This is a genomic window from Variovorax boronicumulans, assembly GCF_030812215.1.
GTDB lineage: Bacteria > Pseudomonadota > Gammaproteobacteria > Burkholderiales > Burkholderiaceae_C > Variovorax > Variovorax boronicumulans_C.
On record NZ_JAUSSG010000006.1, the window covers coordinates 426,472 to 440,992 of the forward strand.

Consider the following 14,521-nt stretch of genomic DNA (forward strand, 5'->3'; position numbering starts at 1 on the left):
CGGACGGGAGATGCGGCCTACATTCGCGCCATTCTTCAATCTCCCGAGGTTCGTTCCGTGAGCACCACCACCACCGTCGACCAGATCACCCAGCGCCGCCGCGGCACCGGTTTGATCGCCCACGACCCGGCGCGGAGCGCCGGCGGCTACACCCTGATCGCGCCGCAGACCGACGACGGCAACGTCTACCTGATCGACATCGAGGGCCGCGTCGCGCACCAATGGAAGATGCCGGTGCGCCCGGGCCGCGCGGCCGTGATCCTTCCGAACGGCAACCTCGGCTACAACGGCAACCACGCGGATTCGCCCGAGATCTATGGCGCCTGGTCGCTGTGGCACGGCGGCGATTTCTACGAGGCCACGCCCGAAGGCGAGATCGTCTGGCGCTTCCAGGACCCGACGCACCACCACGACGCCCGCTGGCTCGACAACGGCCACCTGCTGTACGCCGGCTGCGCGCCGGTGCCGCCCGGTTTTGCCGAGCGAGTACCGGGTGGCACGGCCCACGGCCCCGGTGAGCCGATGTATGGCGACGTGATCCGCGAGGTCGACCGCGACGGAAAACTCGTGTGGGAATGGAAGGCCTGGGAACACCTGGCGCCGGAAGACTTCCCCATCCACCCCGGCTTCGGCCGCACCCACTGGCCGCTGGTGAACGGCCTGGACGTGACGCGCGAGGGGCTGGTGCTGATGAGCCTGCGCACCACCTCGGGCATCGTGGGCATCGACAAGGCGACGGGCGCCGTGAAGCTGCACATTCCGCCATCGGTGCTGTCGCACCAGCACGCGCCGGTCGCGCTGGCCAACGGCCATATTCTTGCTTTCGACAACGGCAACTTCCGCACCGGCAAGCATGTGGCGTTCTCGCGCGTTCTCGAAATCGATCCGGCCTCCAACGAGGTCGTGTGGCAGTACGCGGACGAGCTGGTCAACGCCTTCTACACCGCCTACATGGGCAGCGCGCAGCGCCTGCCCAACGGCAACACGCACGTCACCGAGTCGGCCACGGGGCGTCTGTTCGAGGTCACGCCGGCCGGCGAGGTGGTGTGGGAGTACGTGATTCCCTGGTTTGCCGAATACCCCGACGAGGCCGCGCGCAAGTACGTGCCCGGCCGGCAGAACAGCGTGTTCCAGACCTTCCGCTACAGCGCGGCGCAACTTCCCTGGCTCAAGGTGTCCGCATCATGATTTCTTCCGTTCTTCGCCGTCTGGCGCTTCCGCTGGCCATGGCGCTGCCGTTCGCGGCACAGGCCGCCGATGCGCCCCAACCCGTGCGCATCCTCAGCAACTGGTTCGCCCAGCCCGACCAGGCTGGCTACTGGCAGGCGCAACAAGACAAGCTCGGCAAGGAGGCCGGCATCGAGATCAGCGTGCTGCAGGGTGGCCCGAAGATCCAGACCATTCCGCAGGTGGCCTCGGGCCAGGCCGAGTTCGGCATCGGCAACGCCGACGACGTGCTGCTGGCCCGCCTGCGCGGCGCGCCGGTGCGCGCGGTGTTCGCGCACCTCGACTACGTGCCCTACACGCTGGTCTACCACGCCGATCCGGCCGTGAAGTCCATCGCCGACCTGCAGGGCCGCACCTTCGCGGTGAACATCGGCAACGCCTACTGGGAGTGGACGAAGAAGCAATACAAGCTCACGGGCACGCGCGAGATCCCGGTGAGCGGCGACCTGAGCCTGTTTCGCAACGACCCGAAAATGGTGCAGCAGGGCTACTCGCTCTTCCTGCCTGCGCGCATGGCCGCGGCCGGCGTGCAGGTGCAGCAGGTCACGCTGGCCTCGCTGGGCTACCGGCCGTACAACGTGCTCTTCACCACCGACGAGCTGATCCGCAAGAACCCCGCGCTGGTGAAGGCCACCATCGCGGCGGTGCAGAAGGGCTGGGCCAACTACGTGCGCAACCCCTCGGGGCTCAAGCCGCTGATCACCGGCATGAACAAGCAGATCGCGCCAGAGATCTACGACGCGGCCAACAAGGAAATGATCGAGACGCTGATCTCGCACGACCTCGGGCGCATCGGCTGCATGACCGATGCGCGCTGGAGCGAGCTCGCGGGCCAGTTGCGCAGCGTGAACTTCCTGCCGGCGGGCTTCGACGCGAAGCAGGGCTACGACCGCACGCTGGTGCCGGGCTGCAACCCATGAGCGGGCAGGGCGTGGCCATCGGGCTGGAGGGCGTTTCCAAGCGCTTCGGTGCGGGCAGGGACGAAGGCCTGCAGGCGCTGGGCACGGTCGACCTGGCGCTTCGCCCGGGTGAGTTCGTCTCCATCGTCGGGCCCTCGGGCTGTGGCAAGTCGACGCTGCTGCGCATCATGGCGGGGCTCGTCGCGCCGAGCACCGGACGCTGCACGCGGCCGGATGGCATCGCGACCGCCTTCGTGTTCCAGGAGGCGGCGCTGTTGCCCTGGCGCACCGTGGAGCGCAATGCGCAACTGCTGATGGAACTCGAAGGCCACGCCCCCGCGGATTACCGCGCGCGCGCCGCCGAGGCACTGGCGCTGGTGGGGCTCGCGGGCTTCGAGAAGTCCTACCCGCACCAGCTCTCGGGCGGCATGCGCATGCGGCTGTCGCTGGCCCGTGCGCTGGCGCTGCGGCCCGGGTTGCTGCTGCTCGACGAGCCGTTGGCGGCGGTCGACGAACTCACGCGCGACGTGCTGCAGGAGGAGCTGTCGTCGCTGTGGCGGCAGGCCGGCTTCACCGGCGTGCTGGTGACGCACAACGTGCACGAGGCGGTGTACCTGTCGAACCGCGTGGTGGTGATGTCGCCGCGTCCGGGGCGCGTTCTCGACGTGATCGAGGTGCCTTTCGAATTCCCGCGCCAGCCCGAGCTGCGCGCCAGCGCGGGCTTTGCCGCGCTCACGGGACAGGTGACGGCGGTGCTGCGCGGGCAACATCGCGCAGAGGCCTCGGCTTGAGGGGAAGGCGATGACCCGATCTGCTTCTTCTTCTCTTTCTTCATCTTCGGCCATGGCTTTCGCGCGCAACGCCGTTCCCGTGCTGGTGGTCGCGCTGCTCGCCATCGGCTTCTGGTGGCTGCTGAGCGCCACCGTCTACCAGGGCAAGGGCTATCTACTGCCGTCGCCGCAGGACGTGGCGGCGGCCACGGCCGAGAACGCCGCGGTGCTCGTGGGGGCGACGCTTTCCACGCTGAAGGAGGCGCTGCTCGGCTACGCGCTGGCCATCGTGCTCGGCATCGTGGGCGCGGCGGTGATGGCCCAGTCGCGGCTGCTGGAGCGCAGCCTGTATCCGTACGCGGTGCTGCTGCAGACCGTTCCGGTGGTGGCGATCGCGCCGCTCATCGTGCTCTGGTTCGGCTACAACGAACTGTCGGTGGTGATCGTGAGCTTCATCATGTCGCTGTTCCCCATCATCAACAACACGATGCTGGGCCTGCGCTCGACCTCGCGAAATCTTGCGGAGCTGTTCGCGCTGCACCGCGCGAGCGGGCTGGTGTCGTTCTGGAAGCTGCGCTTGCCCGGCGCGCTGCCGCACATCTTCGCGGGGCTGCGCATCTCGGCGGGGCTGTCGGTGATCGGCGCCATCGTGGGCGAATTCATCATCGGCTCGGGCAATGCCGAGGGCGGGCTCGGCGTGCAGATCGTGTTCGCGCAGGGCCGCATGTACACCGCGCTGCTGTTCGCGGAGGTGATTGCGGCGACGCTGCTGGGCTTCGTGTTCTTCCTGGTGGTGAGCGCGATCGGCCGGCTGCTCCTGCGGCACTGGCACGAGTCGGCACAGGGGGACTGAAAGAAGGGCGCCGTGCCGCGCTTACTTCGCGGCCACCGGGTAGGGCGGCTTGCCTCGCGTGCCGATCATCAGGTCGGGCACGACAGTCTCCACATCGGGCACCGCGCGCGCGGCGCGTTCGAGCCGCTTGGCCAGTGCCGCGCTCGGCACGCAGCCTTGCAGGTAGACCCAGCGGCGCTGGACCATCACCCACACGCTGCCGCTGCGCACGCCCGGCACGGCCAGCAGCGCGGCGCGCACCTTGGGCGCGAGGGGCTTGTCGTAGCGATAGGCGTTGCTGTCGGTGCACTTGCCGGCGAGCCAGCAGCTGGTGCCGCGCTCCAGCCGCGAGTGGGTCTGGATGCGCCGTTCCTCGGCGGTATAGAACGGGCCCTCGGGCACGGCGCAGGCCGCAAGGCCGCTGGACACCTGGAAGAACGGGTCGTCGAACCAGTTCTGCTTGAGTGCTCCCGCTGCGGCGTCCTGTGCCGGTTGCTGCGCTGCCGCGGCCTGCGCGGTCAGCAGCAGCACGGGCACGAGCGCAGCGGCGCGCATCACAAGGGATGTTCCGTGTAGAAACGCCCGCCGTGGAACAAGAGCGGCGAGGCGCCTGCGTCGTGGGTGCAGCGCTCGACCTCGCCGACGAAGATCACATGGTCGCCTTCGTCGTAGCGGCTGCGGTTGAAGCACTCGAAGCTCGCCGCGGCGCCGACCAGCACCGGCGCGCCGCCGATGCCGCGGGTGAATTCCACATCCGCCCAGCGGTCGATGTTCTTGGTGGCGAAGCGCTCGGCCAGCTGCTTCTGGCTCGCGGCCAGGATATTGACGGCGTAGTGCGAGCCGGTGCTGAGCGCGGGCATCGACCCCGCCGCGCGGGCCAGGCTCCACAACACCAGCGGCGGCGTGAGCGAGACCGAATTGAAGGAATTGGCCGTAAGGCCGACCAGCGTGCCGTCGGCTGCGCACGCGGTGACGATGGTCACGCCCGTGGCGAACATGCCGAGCGCTTCCCGGAACTCGTCGGGCGAAAAGGTGGGCGGCTGGGCCCGGCGGGGAGTGGTCACGAAAGAGGCTGGGCGATGGTCGACTGGGAGACCATTTTGGCTCAGCCCCCGGCGGACCGCTTGAGCGGTCCCATCAACTCTGTCACGAGGCGGGTATAGACGGTGGCGGCGGCCGAGGGCGTGCGGCCCGCGAGCGTCACCAGGCTGTAGTGCGTCTGCATGCGGGCGAAGCCGGCGATCGGCAGGGGCACGAGGGCTTCGGTGTCGGTGTTCAGGGCGGGCGCATGCGGCGCGAGGATCACCGCGTCGGCGGTGAGGGCAAGGTGGCGCAGCGCGCCCGCATCGTCGCAGGTGACGGTGAACACGCCGCGGTCGTCGCGCGGGACCTGGCGGTCGAAATGCGCAGCCACTTCGGCGGGCAGGTTGGGGCCGGCCATGGGATAGGCCATGGCCTTTTCCAGCGTCACCTGCTTCAGTCGGCGCAGCGGGTGCTTCGGCTGCACGAAGAACGACACCGGCAGGTCGGGCAGGCGCGCGAGCTTCAGGCCGGGCTGCTTCTTCAGGTCGCGCGTGTCGGCGATGAACAGGTCCAGCTGCCGCCGGTGCAGGCGTTCGCCGAGCGTGACGGTGTCGGCCACCTCCATGCGCATGAGGAGTTGCGGGTGGCGTTGCGCCATCAGTGACAGAGCCATGCGCCCGAGCGTGCTGGCCGCGAAGGGGCCGAGCCCCACGGCGAGGCTGCCGATGGCCAGGCCTTCGAGCTGAAGCACGTCGCGCTGGATCTGCTGCGCATCGGCCAGGAGCTCGCGGGCGCGGGTGAGCACCAGTTCGCCCGCCTGCGTGAAGCGCACGGTGCCGTAGGCCCGGTCGACCAGGCGGGCCTGCAGGTTGTCTTCGAGGGTGTCGATGCTGCGCGAGAGCGCGGGTTGCGACAGATGCACGGCCTGCGCTGCGCGGCCGAAGCTGCCTTGCTCGGCAAGTGCGACGAGGTGCTGGAGCTGGCGCAGCTGCATTTTGCGTTTTCCGTAAAAAGGAACAGCATATTTTGCATTTGTAATTGCTTCGGGCGGTTCGGAAAATCGCGCCTCGTTCCTCCTGCTTCACCGAAGACAAAGAGACATCGATGACTCCTTCCTCCACCTTCTCCGTGGCCCTGGTCGCGCTGGCCTGCACGCTCGGCAGCGCACAGGCCCCGGCGCAGATCGCGTCCAAGCCGCCCGAGGCCGCCACGCTGAAAGCCAACGCCGACATGGCGAAGACGCTGCCCTTCGCCAACCGGCAGGACTTCGACGACGCGATGCGCGGTTTCATCGGCACCGTGCCCGATGCGCTGGTGCCCGGCAGCGGCCCGCGCCCGGTCTGGAGCATGAAGCCCTACGACTTCCTGAAGGCCAGCGAGCCGGCCGACACCGTCAACCCGAGCCTCTGGCGGCAGGCGCAGCTCAACGCGATCCACGGCCTTTTCCAGGTGACCGACCGCGTCTACCAGGTGCGCGGCTTCGACATCGCGAACATGACCATCGTCGAAGGCGACACCTCGCTGATCGTCATCGACCCGCTGCTCGCTGCGGAGACGGCACGCGCCGCGCTGGCGCTGTATTACCAGCACCGCCCGAGGAAACCGGTCGGCACCGTGATCTACACGCACGGCCATGCCGACCATTTCGGCGGCGTGAAGGGCGTGGTGAGCCAGGAAGACGTCACCGCGGGCAAGGTGCAGGTGATCGCGCCGTCGGGCTTCATGGAAACCGCGGTGGCCGAGAACATCCTCGCGGGCAACGCGATGAGCCGGCGCTCGCAGTACCAGTTCGGCTCGCTGCTCCCGCCGGGCGTGCGCGGGCAGGTCGATACGGGGTTGGGCAAGGCGCTCGCGCGCGGCACGATCTCGCTGATCGCGCCCACCTCGACCATCGCAAAGGTGACGGAGGAGCGCACCATCGACGGCGTGCAGTTCGTGTTCCAGCTGGTGCCGGGCTCCGAGGCGCCGTCGGAAATGCTCATGTACCTGCCGCAGTTCCGTGTGCTCAACATGGCCGAGGACGTGACGCACAACATGCACAACCTCTACACGATCCGCGGTGCCGAAGTGCGCGACGGCAACCTGTGGGCCAAGTACATCGACCAGGCGCGCGTGGCCTTCGGCGACCGCACCGATGTGCTGATCGCCCAGCACCACTGGCCCACCACCGGCCGCGAGCGCATCGCCGACCTGCTGAAGAAGCAGCGCGACATGTACAAGTTCATCAACGACCAGTCGCTGCGCCTGCTCAACCAGGGCTACACCGCGGCCGAGATCGCCGAGACGCTGCGCATGCCCGCGAGCCTGGAGCAGGAATGGTCCACGCGCGGCTACTACGGCACGCTGCGGCACAACGCGAAGGCGGTCTACCAGAAGTACCTCGGCTGGTACGACGCGAATCCCGCGAACCTGAACCCGCTGCCACCGGTGGAGCAGGCGAAGAAGACCGTGGAATACATGGGCGGCGCCGAGGCGGTGATCGCGCGCGCCCGCGGCGATTTCGCCAAGGGCGAGTACCGCTGGGTCGCGAGCGCGATGAGCCAGGTGGTCTATGCCGACCCTGCGAACCGCGCGGCCCGCGAACTCGGCGCCGATGCGCTCGAGCAGATGGGCTACCAATCGGAGGCCGGCACCTGGCGCAGCGCCTACCTGGTGGGCGCGATGGAGTTGCGAGGCGGCGTGCCGAAGATCCCGGGCGGCAGCAGCTCGAACGCCGACACGCTCAAGGCGGTGAGCAACGACCTCTTCTTCGACTTCCTCGGCGTGCGGCTCGACGCGGCCAAGGCCGAGGGCAAGACGATGGTCATCAACTGGAACTTCACCGATTCGAACCAGCGCTTCGTGCTGACGCTGGAGAACTCGGCGCTCACCCACATCGCCGGCCAGCAGCCCGGCGCCGACGCCACGGTGACGCTGAGCCGCGCCACGCTCGATGCCATCACGCTGAAGGAAACGAGCTTTCCCGCGGCGGTGCTGTCGGGCAGGGTGAAGATCGATGGCAACCGCGCAAAGCTGGGCGAGCTGATGGCGATGCTCGATACCTTCGAGCCGATGTTCCCGGTGGTGGAGCCGCGATAGGAGAGGACGCGGCGGTCACGCCTTCAGCAGCTTCAGCCTGACCAGGCTCTCGGCCGTCGCAACGATCGCTTCCTCGGCCGATCGCGGGTTCCATCCGAGCAGCCGCCGGGCCTTTTCGCTGGTGGCGTTCATGTTGACGCCGAGCATCGGCACGACGGCCTTCATGCGCCGATCGGTCTTGGCGCCGAGCCGCACCAGCCAGTTCGGCAGGGCGCGCGTCGACACCTTGTCCGCCGCGGCGCCCATGCGCTCGCGCAGGACCTTGGCCACGTCGGCGAGCCACATGCTCTCGCCTGCAATCGCGAGGAAGCGCTCGCCGTTGCCGGCCGGATGCGTCATCGCCCGCAGGTGCAGGTCCGCGACATCGCGCACGTCGATGAAGCCCGAGTTGATCCTGGGCGATCCGGGCTGGCCGTCCATCATTCCCTTGATGATCTGGATCGAGTGCGAGAAGTCGGCACCGAGCGCCGGGCCGAGCACCGCGGTCGGATTGACGGCCGCGAGCTCGAGGCCGCGGCCTTCCTTCCTGACGAACTCCCACGCGGCCCGTTCGGACAGCGTCTTCGACTTCTGGTACGGCGCGACATCGCCCGCGAGGTTGCTCCAGTCCTCCTCGTTGAAGGGCCGGTCCATCGGCCCATGGCCGACGCCGACCGCGCCGAAGGCCGAGGTGAGGACGACGCGCTTGACGCCGGCATCGCGCGCGGCGCGCAGGACGCGCAGGTTGCCGTCGACCGCCGGCCTGACCCAGTCTTCGTCGGTGGCGTAGGTGCCGGACGGCGTGGGCGATGCGCCGTGGATCACGTAGGTGCATCCCTTCGCGGCGTCGGCCCAGCCCGCGTCCGCGCTCAGGTCCGCGACCACGAAGGACAGCCGGTCGCCCGGCTCGGCGCCGCCCGTCTTGAGGTGCTCGCGGACCTCCGCTTCCCGCGAGAGCGTCCGCACTGTCGTGCGCACGCGAAATCCTTGGTCCAGCAGCGCGAGGATGCAGTGCTGCGCGATGAAGCCGGTGCCGCCGGTGACCAATACCAAAGCCTGTTCCATGTCCGTTCCTTGTTCGGGTGTCTTTCGAGATGGGGAACGATATTTCGAGAGTGCCGGACTGTGAATGCGTGGGAATACGCTTTGCTTGCGCAATAGTACGAAGATGAGTGCCGATCCCTTCTCCGACATCCTCAAGCTGACCCATGCGCAGAGCCTGGTGACCGGTGGCTTCACGGCCGGCGGAACCTGGGCCATCCGTTTTCCAGCGCCCGACAAGATCAAGTTCTTCGCCGTCGTGAAGGGCCACTGCTGGGTTCGCGTCGAAGGCGTGCCGGAGCCCGCGCGCTTCGAGACCGGTGACGTGGGGCTGCTGTCGGCGCATCGCTGGTCCATCCTGTCCAGCGACCCTGACGTCGAGCCGGTCGATGCCATGGGCCTTTTCTCGGGCGCGGGCCGCTCAACGGCGCAGTTGGGGGATGGCAGCGCGTTCGCGCACATCGGCGGCCACGTGCTGCTCGACCCCGTCAGCGGGCCGTTGCTGTTGAATGCGCTCCCTCCCTGGATCCATGTCCGCGCTTCGGCACCGCAGGCGCCGGTCTTCCGCTGGTTGCTCGATCACCTCGTGCAGGAACGCACGCAGGAACAACCGGGGGCGCAGCTCGCCGCGGCACAGCTCGCGCAGCTCCTGTTCATCCAGATCCTGCGCGCACACCTGGGAACTTCGGGGCCTCTCGTCGCGGGGTGGCTGCGGGCGCTGAGCGAGCCGCGCATTGCGCCGGCCCTCCGGTTGATGCACGACGAGCCGGCGCGCGCCTGGCACCTGGAGGATCTGGCCAGCGCCTGTGCCATGTCGCGAACCACGTTCGCTTCGCACTTCAAGGCGGTGGCCGGCGTGGCGCCGCTGACGTACCTGACCGAGTGGCGAATGCGCCTGGCCGAGCGGGCCCTGGGCGAGGACAACAAGGCCGTCGCGGTCGTGGCCCAGAGCCTGGGCTACACCTCCGAAAGCGCATTCAGCAACGCATTCAAGCGCGTCACGGGCAGTTCTCCCACCGCCTATCGACAGGCGCTGCGCGCGGCGGGAAACCGTGCGGCGGTCGCCCCGCAGGAAACCTAGCCGAAGAACCAGTAGCACACCGCAATCGCCGCGACCACGCCCGCCAGCTCGGCCAGCAGCGCGCACGACACCGCGTGCCGCGCGCGCTGGATGCCGACCGCGCCGAAGTACACGGCCAGCACGTAGAAGGTGGTTTCGGTGCTGCCCTGGATGGTGGCGGCCACGAGCGCCGGGAAGCTGTCGACACCCTGGCTCTTCATGGTCTCGATCAGCATCGCGCGCGCCGCGCTGCCCGAGAAGGGCTTGACCAGCGCGGTGGGCATGGCATCGACGAAGCGCGAATCCCAGCCACCGGCGGTCACCAGCCAGCGCAGGCCGTCGAGGATGAGGTCGAGCGCGCCCGAGGCCCGCAGCACGCCGACCGCGCACAGCATCGCGACCAGGTAAGGCAGCAGGTTCTTCGCGATGTCGAAGCCTTCCTTGGCGCCTTCGATGAAGCACTCGTAGACCTTGATGCGTCGGATCGCGCCGGCCGCCAGGAACACGATGATCACGCCGAAGAGCGCCAGGTTGCCCATCAGCGAGGAGAGCGAGGCGATCGCCGCCGCCGACAGCGTGCCCAGCAGCGCCATGAAGCCGCCCAGCACCAGCGCGCCCGGGATCAGGTAGGCCAGCACCACCGGGTCCCAGAGCCGCAGGCGCTGCGCGATGGCCACCGTGAGCAGTCCGACCAGTGTCGATGCGCTGGTCGCCAGAAGGATCGGCAGGAACACCATCGTCGGGTCGGGGGCGCCCTGTTGCGCGCGGTACATGAAGATGGTGACGGGCAGCAGCGTCAGCGATGAGGCGTTAAGTACAAGAAAAAGAATCTGCGCGTTGGTGGCGGTGACCGGATCGGGGTTCAGCCGCTGCAGTTCGCGCATGGCCTTCAGGCCGATGGGCGTGGCGGCGTTGTCCAGCCCGAGCGCGTTGGCCGCGAAGTTCATCGTGATGAGCCCGAGCGCCGGGTGCCCCGCGGGCACGCCCGGCATGAGCCGCCGGAACAGCGGACCGAGCAGCCGCGCGAGCCAGCCGACCAGCCCCGCCGCCTCGGCGATGCGCAGGAACCCGAGCCACAGCGTGAGCGTGCCGAACAGCAGCACCATCACCTCGACCGCGAGCCGCGCCATCGCGAAAAGGCTCTCGACCAGCGCCGCGAACACGGCCGGATCGCCGCCGACGAGCCACCGCACGAGCGCCGCGACCGCCGCCATCCCGAAGAAACCCAGCCACAAGCCGTTGAGCACGCTTTTTTCCTTTTTGTCGGCGCGATCATAGGGTGCCGCGCATGCGCGCTGCGCGCTACAGTTCGGCCCATGCGCGCCTCCTTCGTCCGCAGTTTCGCCACCCTCCTGGGGGTGCTTGCGGCTGCGTGGTTGACCGGTTGCGCGAGCCTCCCGCCGCCCGAGCCGCGCTCGCCGGTCGTGGCCTTCACCGATGTGGCGAACACCGAACTCGGCCAGCTCGCGGCCAAGGACGTGCCGGGCAACTCCACCGCGCTATCGGGTTTCCGGCTGTTGCCCGAGGCCGCCTTCGCGTTCGATGCGCGCATCTCGCTGGCGCGCCATGCCGAGAAGTCGCTCGACGTGCAGTACTACCTGATCCAGAAGGACGACGTCGGCCTGCTGTTCCTGAAGGAGCTGCGCGAGGCCGCGGCGCGCGGCGTGCGCGTGCGCCTCCTGGTGGACGACCTGTACACGGCAGGCGAGGACGAGGTGTTCAGCGCCTTCTCGGCCTTTCCGAATGTGGAGGTGCGGCTCTTCAACCCGCTGCCGTCGCGGGCCAACTCGCTGACCACGCGGCTCCTGTTTTCGCTCACCGATTTCGGCCGCATCAACCACCGCATGCACAACAAGATGCTGATCGCGGACAACAGTTTCGCGGTCTCGGGCGGACGCAACATCGGCAACGAGTACTTCATGCGCAGCACGGCCGCGAACTTCATCGACATGGACGTGATCTCCAGCGGCCCGGTCGTGCGGCAGATGTCCGAGGGGTTCGACCGCTACTGGAACAGCTCGCACGCCTGGCCCATCGAGCGCATCGCGCCGCTGCGCACGGCGCCCGAAGCCGCGCAGCGCCGCTTCGACGAGATCGTGCGCACGGCCGTGCCCGACGTACCGATCCGCCCGCGCGACGTGCTGAACAAGTCGCCCGTCGGCGAGCAGCTCATCACCGGCAAGATCGACCGCTACTGGGCGCTGGGCACGCTGTTCATCGACGACCCCGAGAAGATCACGCGCAAGGCCGAGGAGGCCTATGCGGGCAGCGTGACCGAAGGCGCGCTGAGCGTGATCAATGCGGCGCGCCGCGAGGTCACGATCGCCTCGCCGTACTTCATTCCGGGGCCCAAGGGCATGGAGGAGATGCGCGCCTGCATCGCCAAGGGTGGCCGCATCACGGTGGTGACGAACTCGCTGGGCGCGACCGACGAGCCGCTGGCCTACGCAGGCTACGAGCGCTACCGCGCGGACATGCTGAAGATCGGCGTGACCATCTTCGAGATCGCGCCCACGCTCACCGGGCGTTCGGGCCGCTTCGGCGACTTCGGCAAGTCGATCAGCCGGCTGCACGCCAAGCTCGCGATCGTCGACAACGAGCGCTTCTTCGTCGGCTCGATGAATCTCGACCACCGCTCGGCCGCCGTCAACACCGAGGTCGGGCTGGTCATCGACAGCCCCGAGCTGGTGCGCGACTACAACCAGCTCATGACGGGCGAGCGCGTGAACCTCGGCTACCGGCTGCGCCTGGGCCCGAACGGCCGGCGCGTGCAGTGGCTCGAATACGACGATGCCGGCGGCGACATCGTCCACGAAGACGAGCCCGGCGAATTCCTCTGGCTGCGCTTCAAGAACTGGCTGCTGCTGCCCATCGTGGGCGAAGAGCTGCTGTAGCCGGCTGTCATCTCCGGCACGGTGACGTGCGTTACATTTCTGATTGAAATGTGTACTTTTGTCACCGAATTGGGGAGACCTCGACCATGACCGTTCCCGAGCAGCGCGTGTTCCTTGCGCCGCCCACCACCAGCCGTCGCCGTGTGCTGACCGGCCTGGCTGCAACCGCCGCCGCGGGCCTGGGCATGCCGGCCTTCGCGCAGGGCAAGCCGATCCGCATCGGGACCACCTTCGACAACAGCAGCGTCGAAAAGGCCAACGGCCAGGGGCTCTTCCAGGGCTCGAGTGCGTTCTTCAACGCGCTGAACAAGTCGGGTGGTCTCAACGGCACCAAGGTCGAACTGGTCATGGCCGACGACACCTTCAAGCCCGAGGTGGCCAAGGCCAACGCACTGGCCTTCGAGAAGGACAGCTCGGTGCTCGCGCTGCTGCACCCGCTGGGCACCCGCCAGACCTCGGAGGTGATGGACGCCGTGCCCGGCATGGCCGTGGTCGGCCCGATCACCGGCACCGTCGCGCTGCGCAAGAAGACCGCGCCCAACACCTTCTGGGTGCGCGTGAACTACGACCAGGAAGTCGAGAAGCTGGTGACCACGGCGGCCGTCCTGGGCCAGAGCCGCATCGGTCTCGTGCATTCGAACGACCCGCTGGGCCAGTCGGTGCTGGCGGCGTTCAAGGCGGCGCTCGCGAAGGCGAAGCTGGAGCCGGCCGTCATCGCGACCACGCCCAACACCACCAGCATGGAAGTCGGCCCCGCGGCCGAAGCCATCGCCAAGGCCAAGCCGCAGGTCGTGATCATCGGCCTGGCCGGCACGGCGCCGGTCTTCATGAAGGCGCTGCGCGATGCCGGTGGCAACAGCTCGGCCTACGGCCTCTCGATCACCGCCAGCGCGCTGTCCGCCATGGGCGACCTCGCGCGGGGTCTCGGCTTCGTGATCGTGGTGCCCTCGCCGTACTCGACCAAGTTCGAGATCGTGCGCCGCTACCAGGCCGACATGGTGGCCAATGGCACCAAGGATTTCTCGCTCACGAGCCTGGAGGGCTACATCAACGCCGCCGTGCTCGCCGAGGGCCTGCGCCGCGCCGGTGGTTCGCCCACGCGCGCCTCGGTGATGGCGGGCATGGCCAGCATCGAGAACTTCGACCTGGGTGGCATGAAGCTGCACTACGGCCGCACCAACCGCGAAGGCGGCCAGTTCGTGGACGTGGCCGTGATCGGCAGCCGCGGGCAGATGCTGAGCTGATCCGGCTTCGTACCGCGTGCCGTGGCGCGCGGTAGCGTCCATCGGTACTCCGGGGACGCCGGCCTGTTTCCGGGGGGCGCGACCTTACAGTGCGCGCATGGTCCTCGACTTCTGCATTTCCTTCGGCCTGGCTGCCCCCGTGGTGCTGAGCGTCGTTCTCTATCAAGTCGGCCATCGCGCCGTCGCCCGAGGACGCGTGGGCCCGATGACCGCCAGCCTTGTCTATGGACTGTGCGTGGCGGCGCTTCCGCTGGCCGTGTGGTGGGGCGTTCACGCCCTCGCGGAGTTCTACCTCCTCGGCGAAAGCACTTCGTTCTGGAAGCCCGTGTTGCAGATCGGGCTGGCCTTCATCATGTATGCGTACCTGTGCATCTCGTGGGCCTTGAGCTTCGTGGCGGCGTGCCTGGCCGCATGGCGGTTCACGGTCTGCGCGAAGCGGTTGAAGCAGGAAGCCCTGGCCTGACGCCGGGCGGC

At 68.3% G+C, this 14,521-nt stretch carries 14 protein-coding genes; 9 read left to right on the forward strand and 5 right to left on the reverse strand.

Features of this window, described 5'->3' with window-relative positions:
* Nucleotides 1–57 precede the first annotated feature (57 nt).
* From J2W23_RS18650 to J2W23_RS18665, 4 genes are read left to right on the forward strand one after another with little or no spacing between them, the layout of a single operon-like run.
* Nucleotides 58–1,188, forward strand: a complete 1,131-nt coding sequence (locus J2W23_RS18650; protein WP_307649771.1) for an aryl-sulfate sulfotransferase — start codon at nt 58–60, stop codon at nt 1,186–1,188.
* Nucleotides 1,185–2,147, forward strand: coding sequence for an ABC transporter substrate-binding protein (locus J2W23_RS18655; RefSeq protein WP_176660990.1), 963 nt, complete (start codon nt 1,185–1,187; stop codon nt 2,145–2,147). The genes J2W23_RS18650 and J2W23_RS18655 overlap by 4 nt, the downstream gene beginning before the upstream one ends.
* Nucleotides 2,144–2,917, forward strand: a complete 774-nt coding sequence (locus J2W23_RS18660; RefSeq protein ID WP_176660989.1) for an ABC transporter ATP-binding protein — start codon at nt 2,144–2,146, stop codon at nt 2,915–2,917. Before J2W23_RS18655 ends, J2W23_RS18660 begins: the two co-directional genes overlap by 4 nt.
* A 10-nt stretch (nt 2,918–2,927) precedes the next feature.
* A complete protein-coding gene (locus J2W23_RS18665) occupies nt 2,928–3,749 on the forward strand; it encodes an ABC transporter permease (RefSeq protein ID WP_307649772.1) in 822 nt (273 codons plus the stop codon).
* Nucleotides 3,750–3,770: 21 nt separating this feature from the next.
* Here the strand turns inward: J2W23_RS18665 and J2W23_RS18670 are convergent, their stop codons facing one another.
* The 3 genes from J2W23_RS18670 to J2W23_RS18680 are packed head-to-tail and all read right to left on the reverse strand — an operon-like array spanning nt 3,771 to nt 5,745.
* Nucleotides 3,771–4,283: a BON domain-containing protein gene (locus J2W23_RS18670; protein WP_307649805.1), complete on the reverse strand. Its 513-nt coding sequence runs from the start codon at nt 4,281–4,283 to the stop codon at nt 3,771–3,773.
* Nucleotides 4,283–4,792 carry a flavin reductase family protein gene (locus J2W23_RS18675; protein WP_013538620.1) on the reverse strand — a complete coding sequence of 170 codons (510 nt, stop codon included), beginning with the start codon at nt 4,790–4,792 and terminating at the stop codon, nt 4,283–4,285. Before J2W23_RS18675 ends, J2W23_RS18670 begins: the two co-directional genes overlap by 1 nt.
* 41 nt (nt 4,793–4,833) lie before the next feature.
* Nucleotides 4,834–5,745, reverse strand: coding sequence for a LysR family transcriptional regulator (locus J2W23_RS18680; RefSeq protein WP_307649773.1), 912 nt, complete (start codon nt 5,743–5,745; stop codon nt 4,834–4,836).
* A 110-nt stretch (nt 5,746–5,855) separates the two neighbouring features.
* Between J2W23_RS18680 and J2W23_RS18685 the strand changes: the two genes are divergently transcribed.
* Nucleotides 5,856–7,829 carry an alkyl/aryl-sulfatase gene (locus J2W23_RS18685; protein ID WP_307649774.1) on the forward strand — a complete coding sequence of 658 codons (1,974 nt, stop codon included), beginning with the start codon at nt 5,856–5,858 and terminating at the stop codon, nt 7,827–7,829.
* Nucleotides 7,830–7,844: 15 nt separating this feature from the next.
* Here J2W23_RS18685 and J2W23_RS18690 read toward each other — a convergent pair whose 3' ends face one another.
* Complete coding sequence (locus tag J2W23_RS18690) at nt 7,845–8,873, reverse strand: SDR family oxidoreductase (protein ID WP_307649775.1); 1,029 nt, start codon at nt 8,871–8,873, stop codon at nt 7,845–7,847.
* A gap of 103 nt (nt 8,874–8,976) precedes the next feature.
* On the opposite strand from J2W23_RS18690, the gene J2W23_RS18695 reads away from it, so the two are divergent.
* Nucleotides 8,977–9,930, forward strand: a complete 954-nt coding sequence (locus tag J2W23_RS18695; RefSeq protein WP_307649776.1) for an AraC family transcriptional regulator — start codon at nt 8,977–8,979, stop codon at nt 9,928–9,930.
* On the opposite strand, the gene J2W23_RS18700 is transcribed toward J2W23_RS18695, so the two are convergent.
* Entirely contained in the window at nt 9,927–11,156 is a 1,230-nt protein-coding gene (locus J2W23_RS18700; RefSeq protein WP_307649777.1) for a nucleoside recognition domain-containing protein, read from the reverse strand. The two genes, J2W23_RS18695 and J2W23_RS18700, sit on opposite strands and share 4 nt — an antisense overlap.
* A 69-nt stretch (nt 11,157–11,225) precedes the next feature.
* Here J2W23_RS18700 and J2W23_RS18705 point away from each other — a divergent pair, with 69 nt between their 5' ends.
* The 3 genes from J2W23_RS18705 (at nt 11,226) to J2W23_RS18715 (ending at nt 14,510) form a co-directional block, all read left to right on the forward strand.
* On the forward strand, nt 11,226–12,803 hold the full coding sequence (locus J2W23_RS18705) for a phospholipase D family protein (RefSeq protein WP_176660980.1): 1,578 nt from the start codon (nt 11,226–11,228) through the stop codon (nt 12,801–12,803).
* An 86-nt stretch (nt 12,804–12,889) separates the two neighbouring features.
* Nucleotides 12,890–14,047 (forward strand): ABC transporter substrate-binding protein, encoded by a 1,158-nt coding sequence (locus J2W23_RS18710; protein WP_176660979.1) that lies wholly within the window; start codon nt 12,890–12,892, stop codon nt 14,045–14,047.
* 97 nt (nt 14,048–14,144) lie between these two features.
* A complete protein-coding gene (locus tag J2W23_RS18715) occupies nt 14,145–14,510 on the forward strand; it encodes a hypothetical protein (protein WP_307649778.1) in 366 nt (121 codons plus the stop codon).
* Nucleotides 14,511–14,521: the final 11 nt, after the last annotated feature.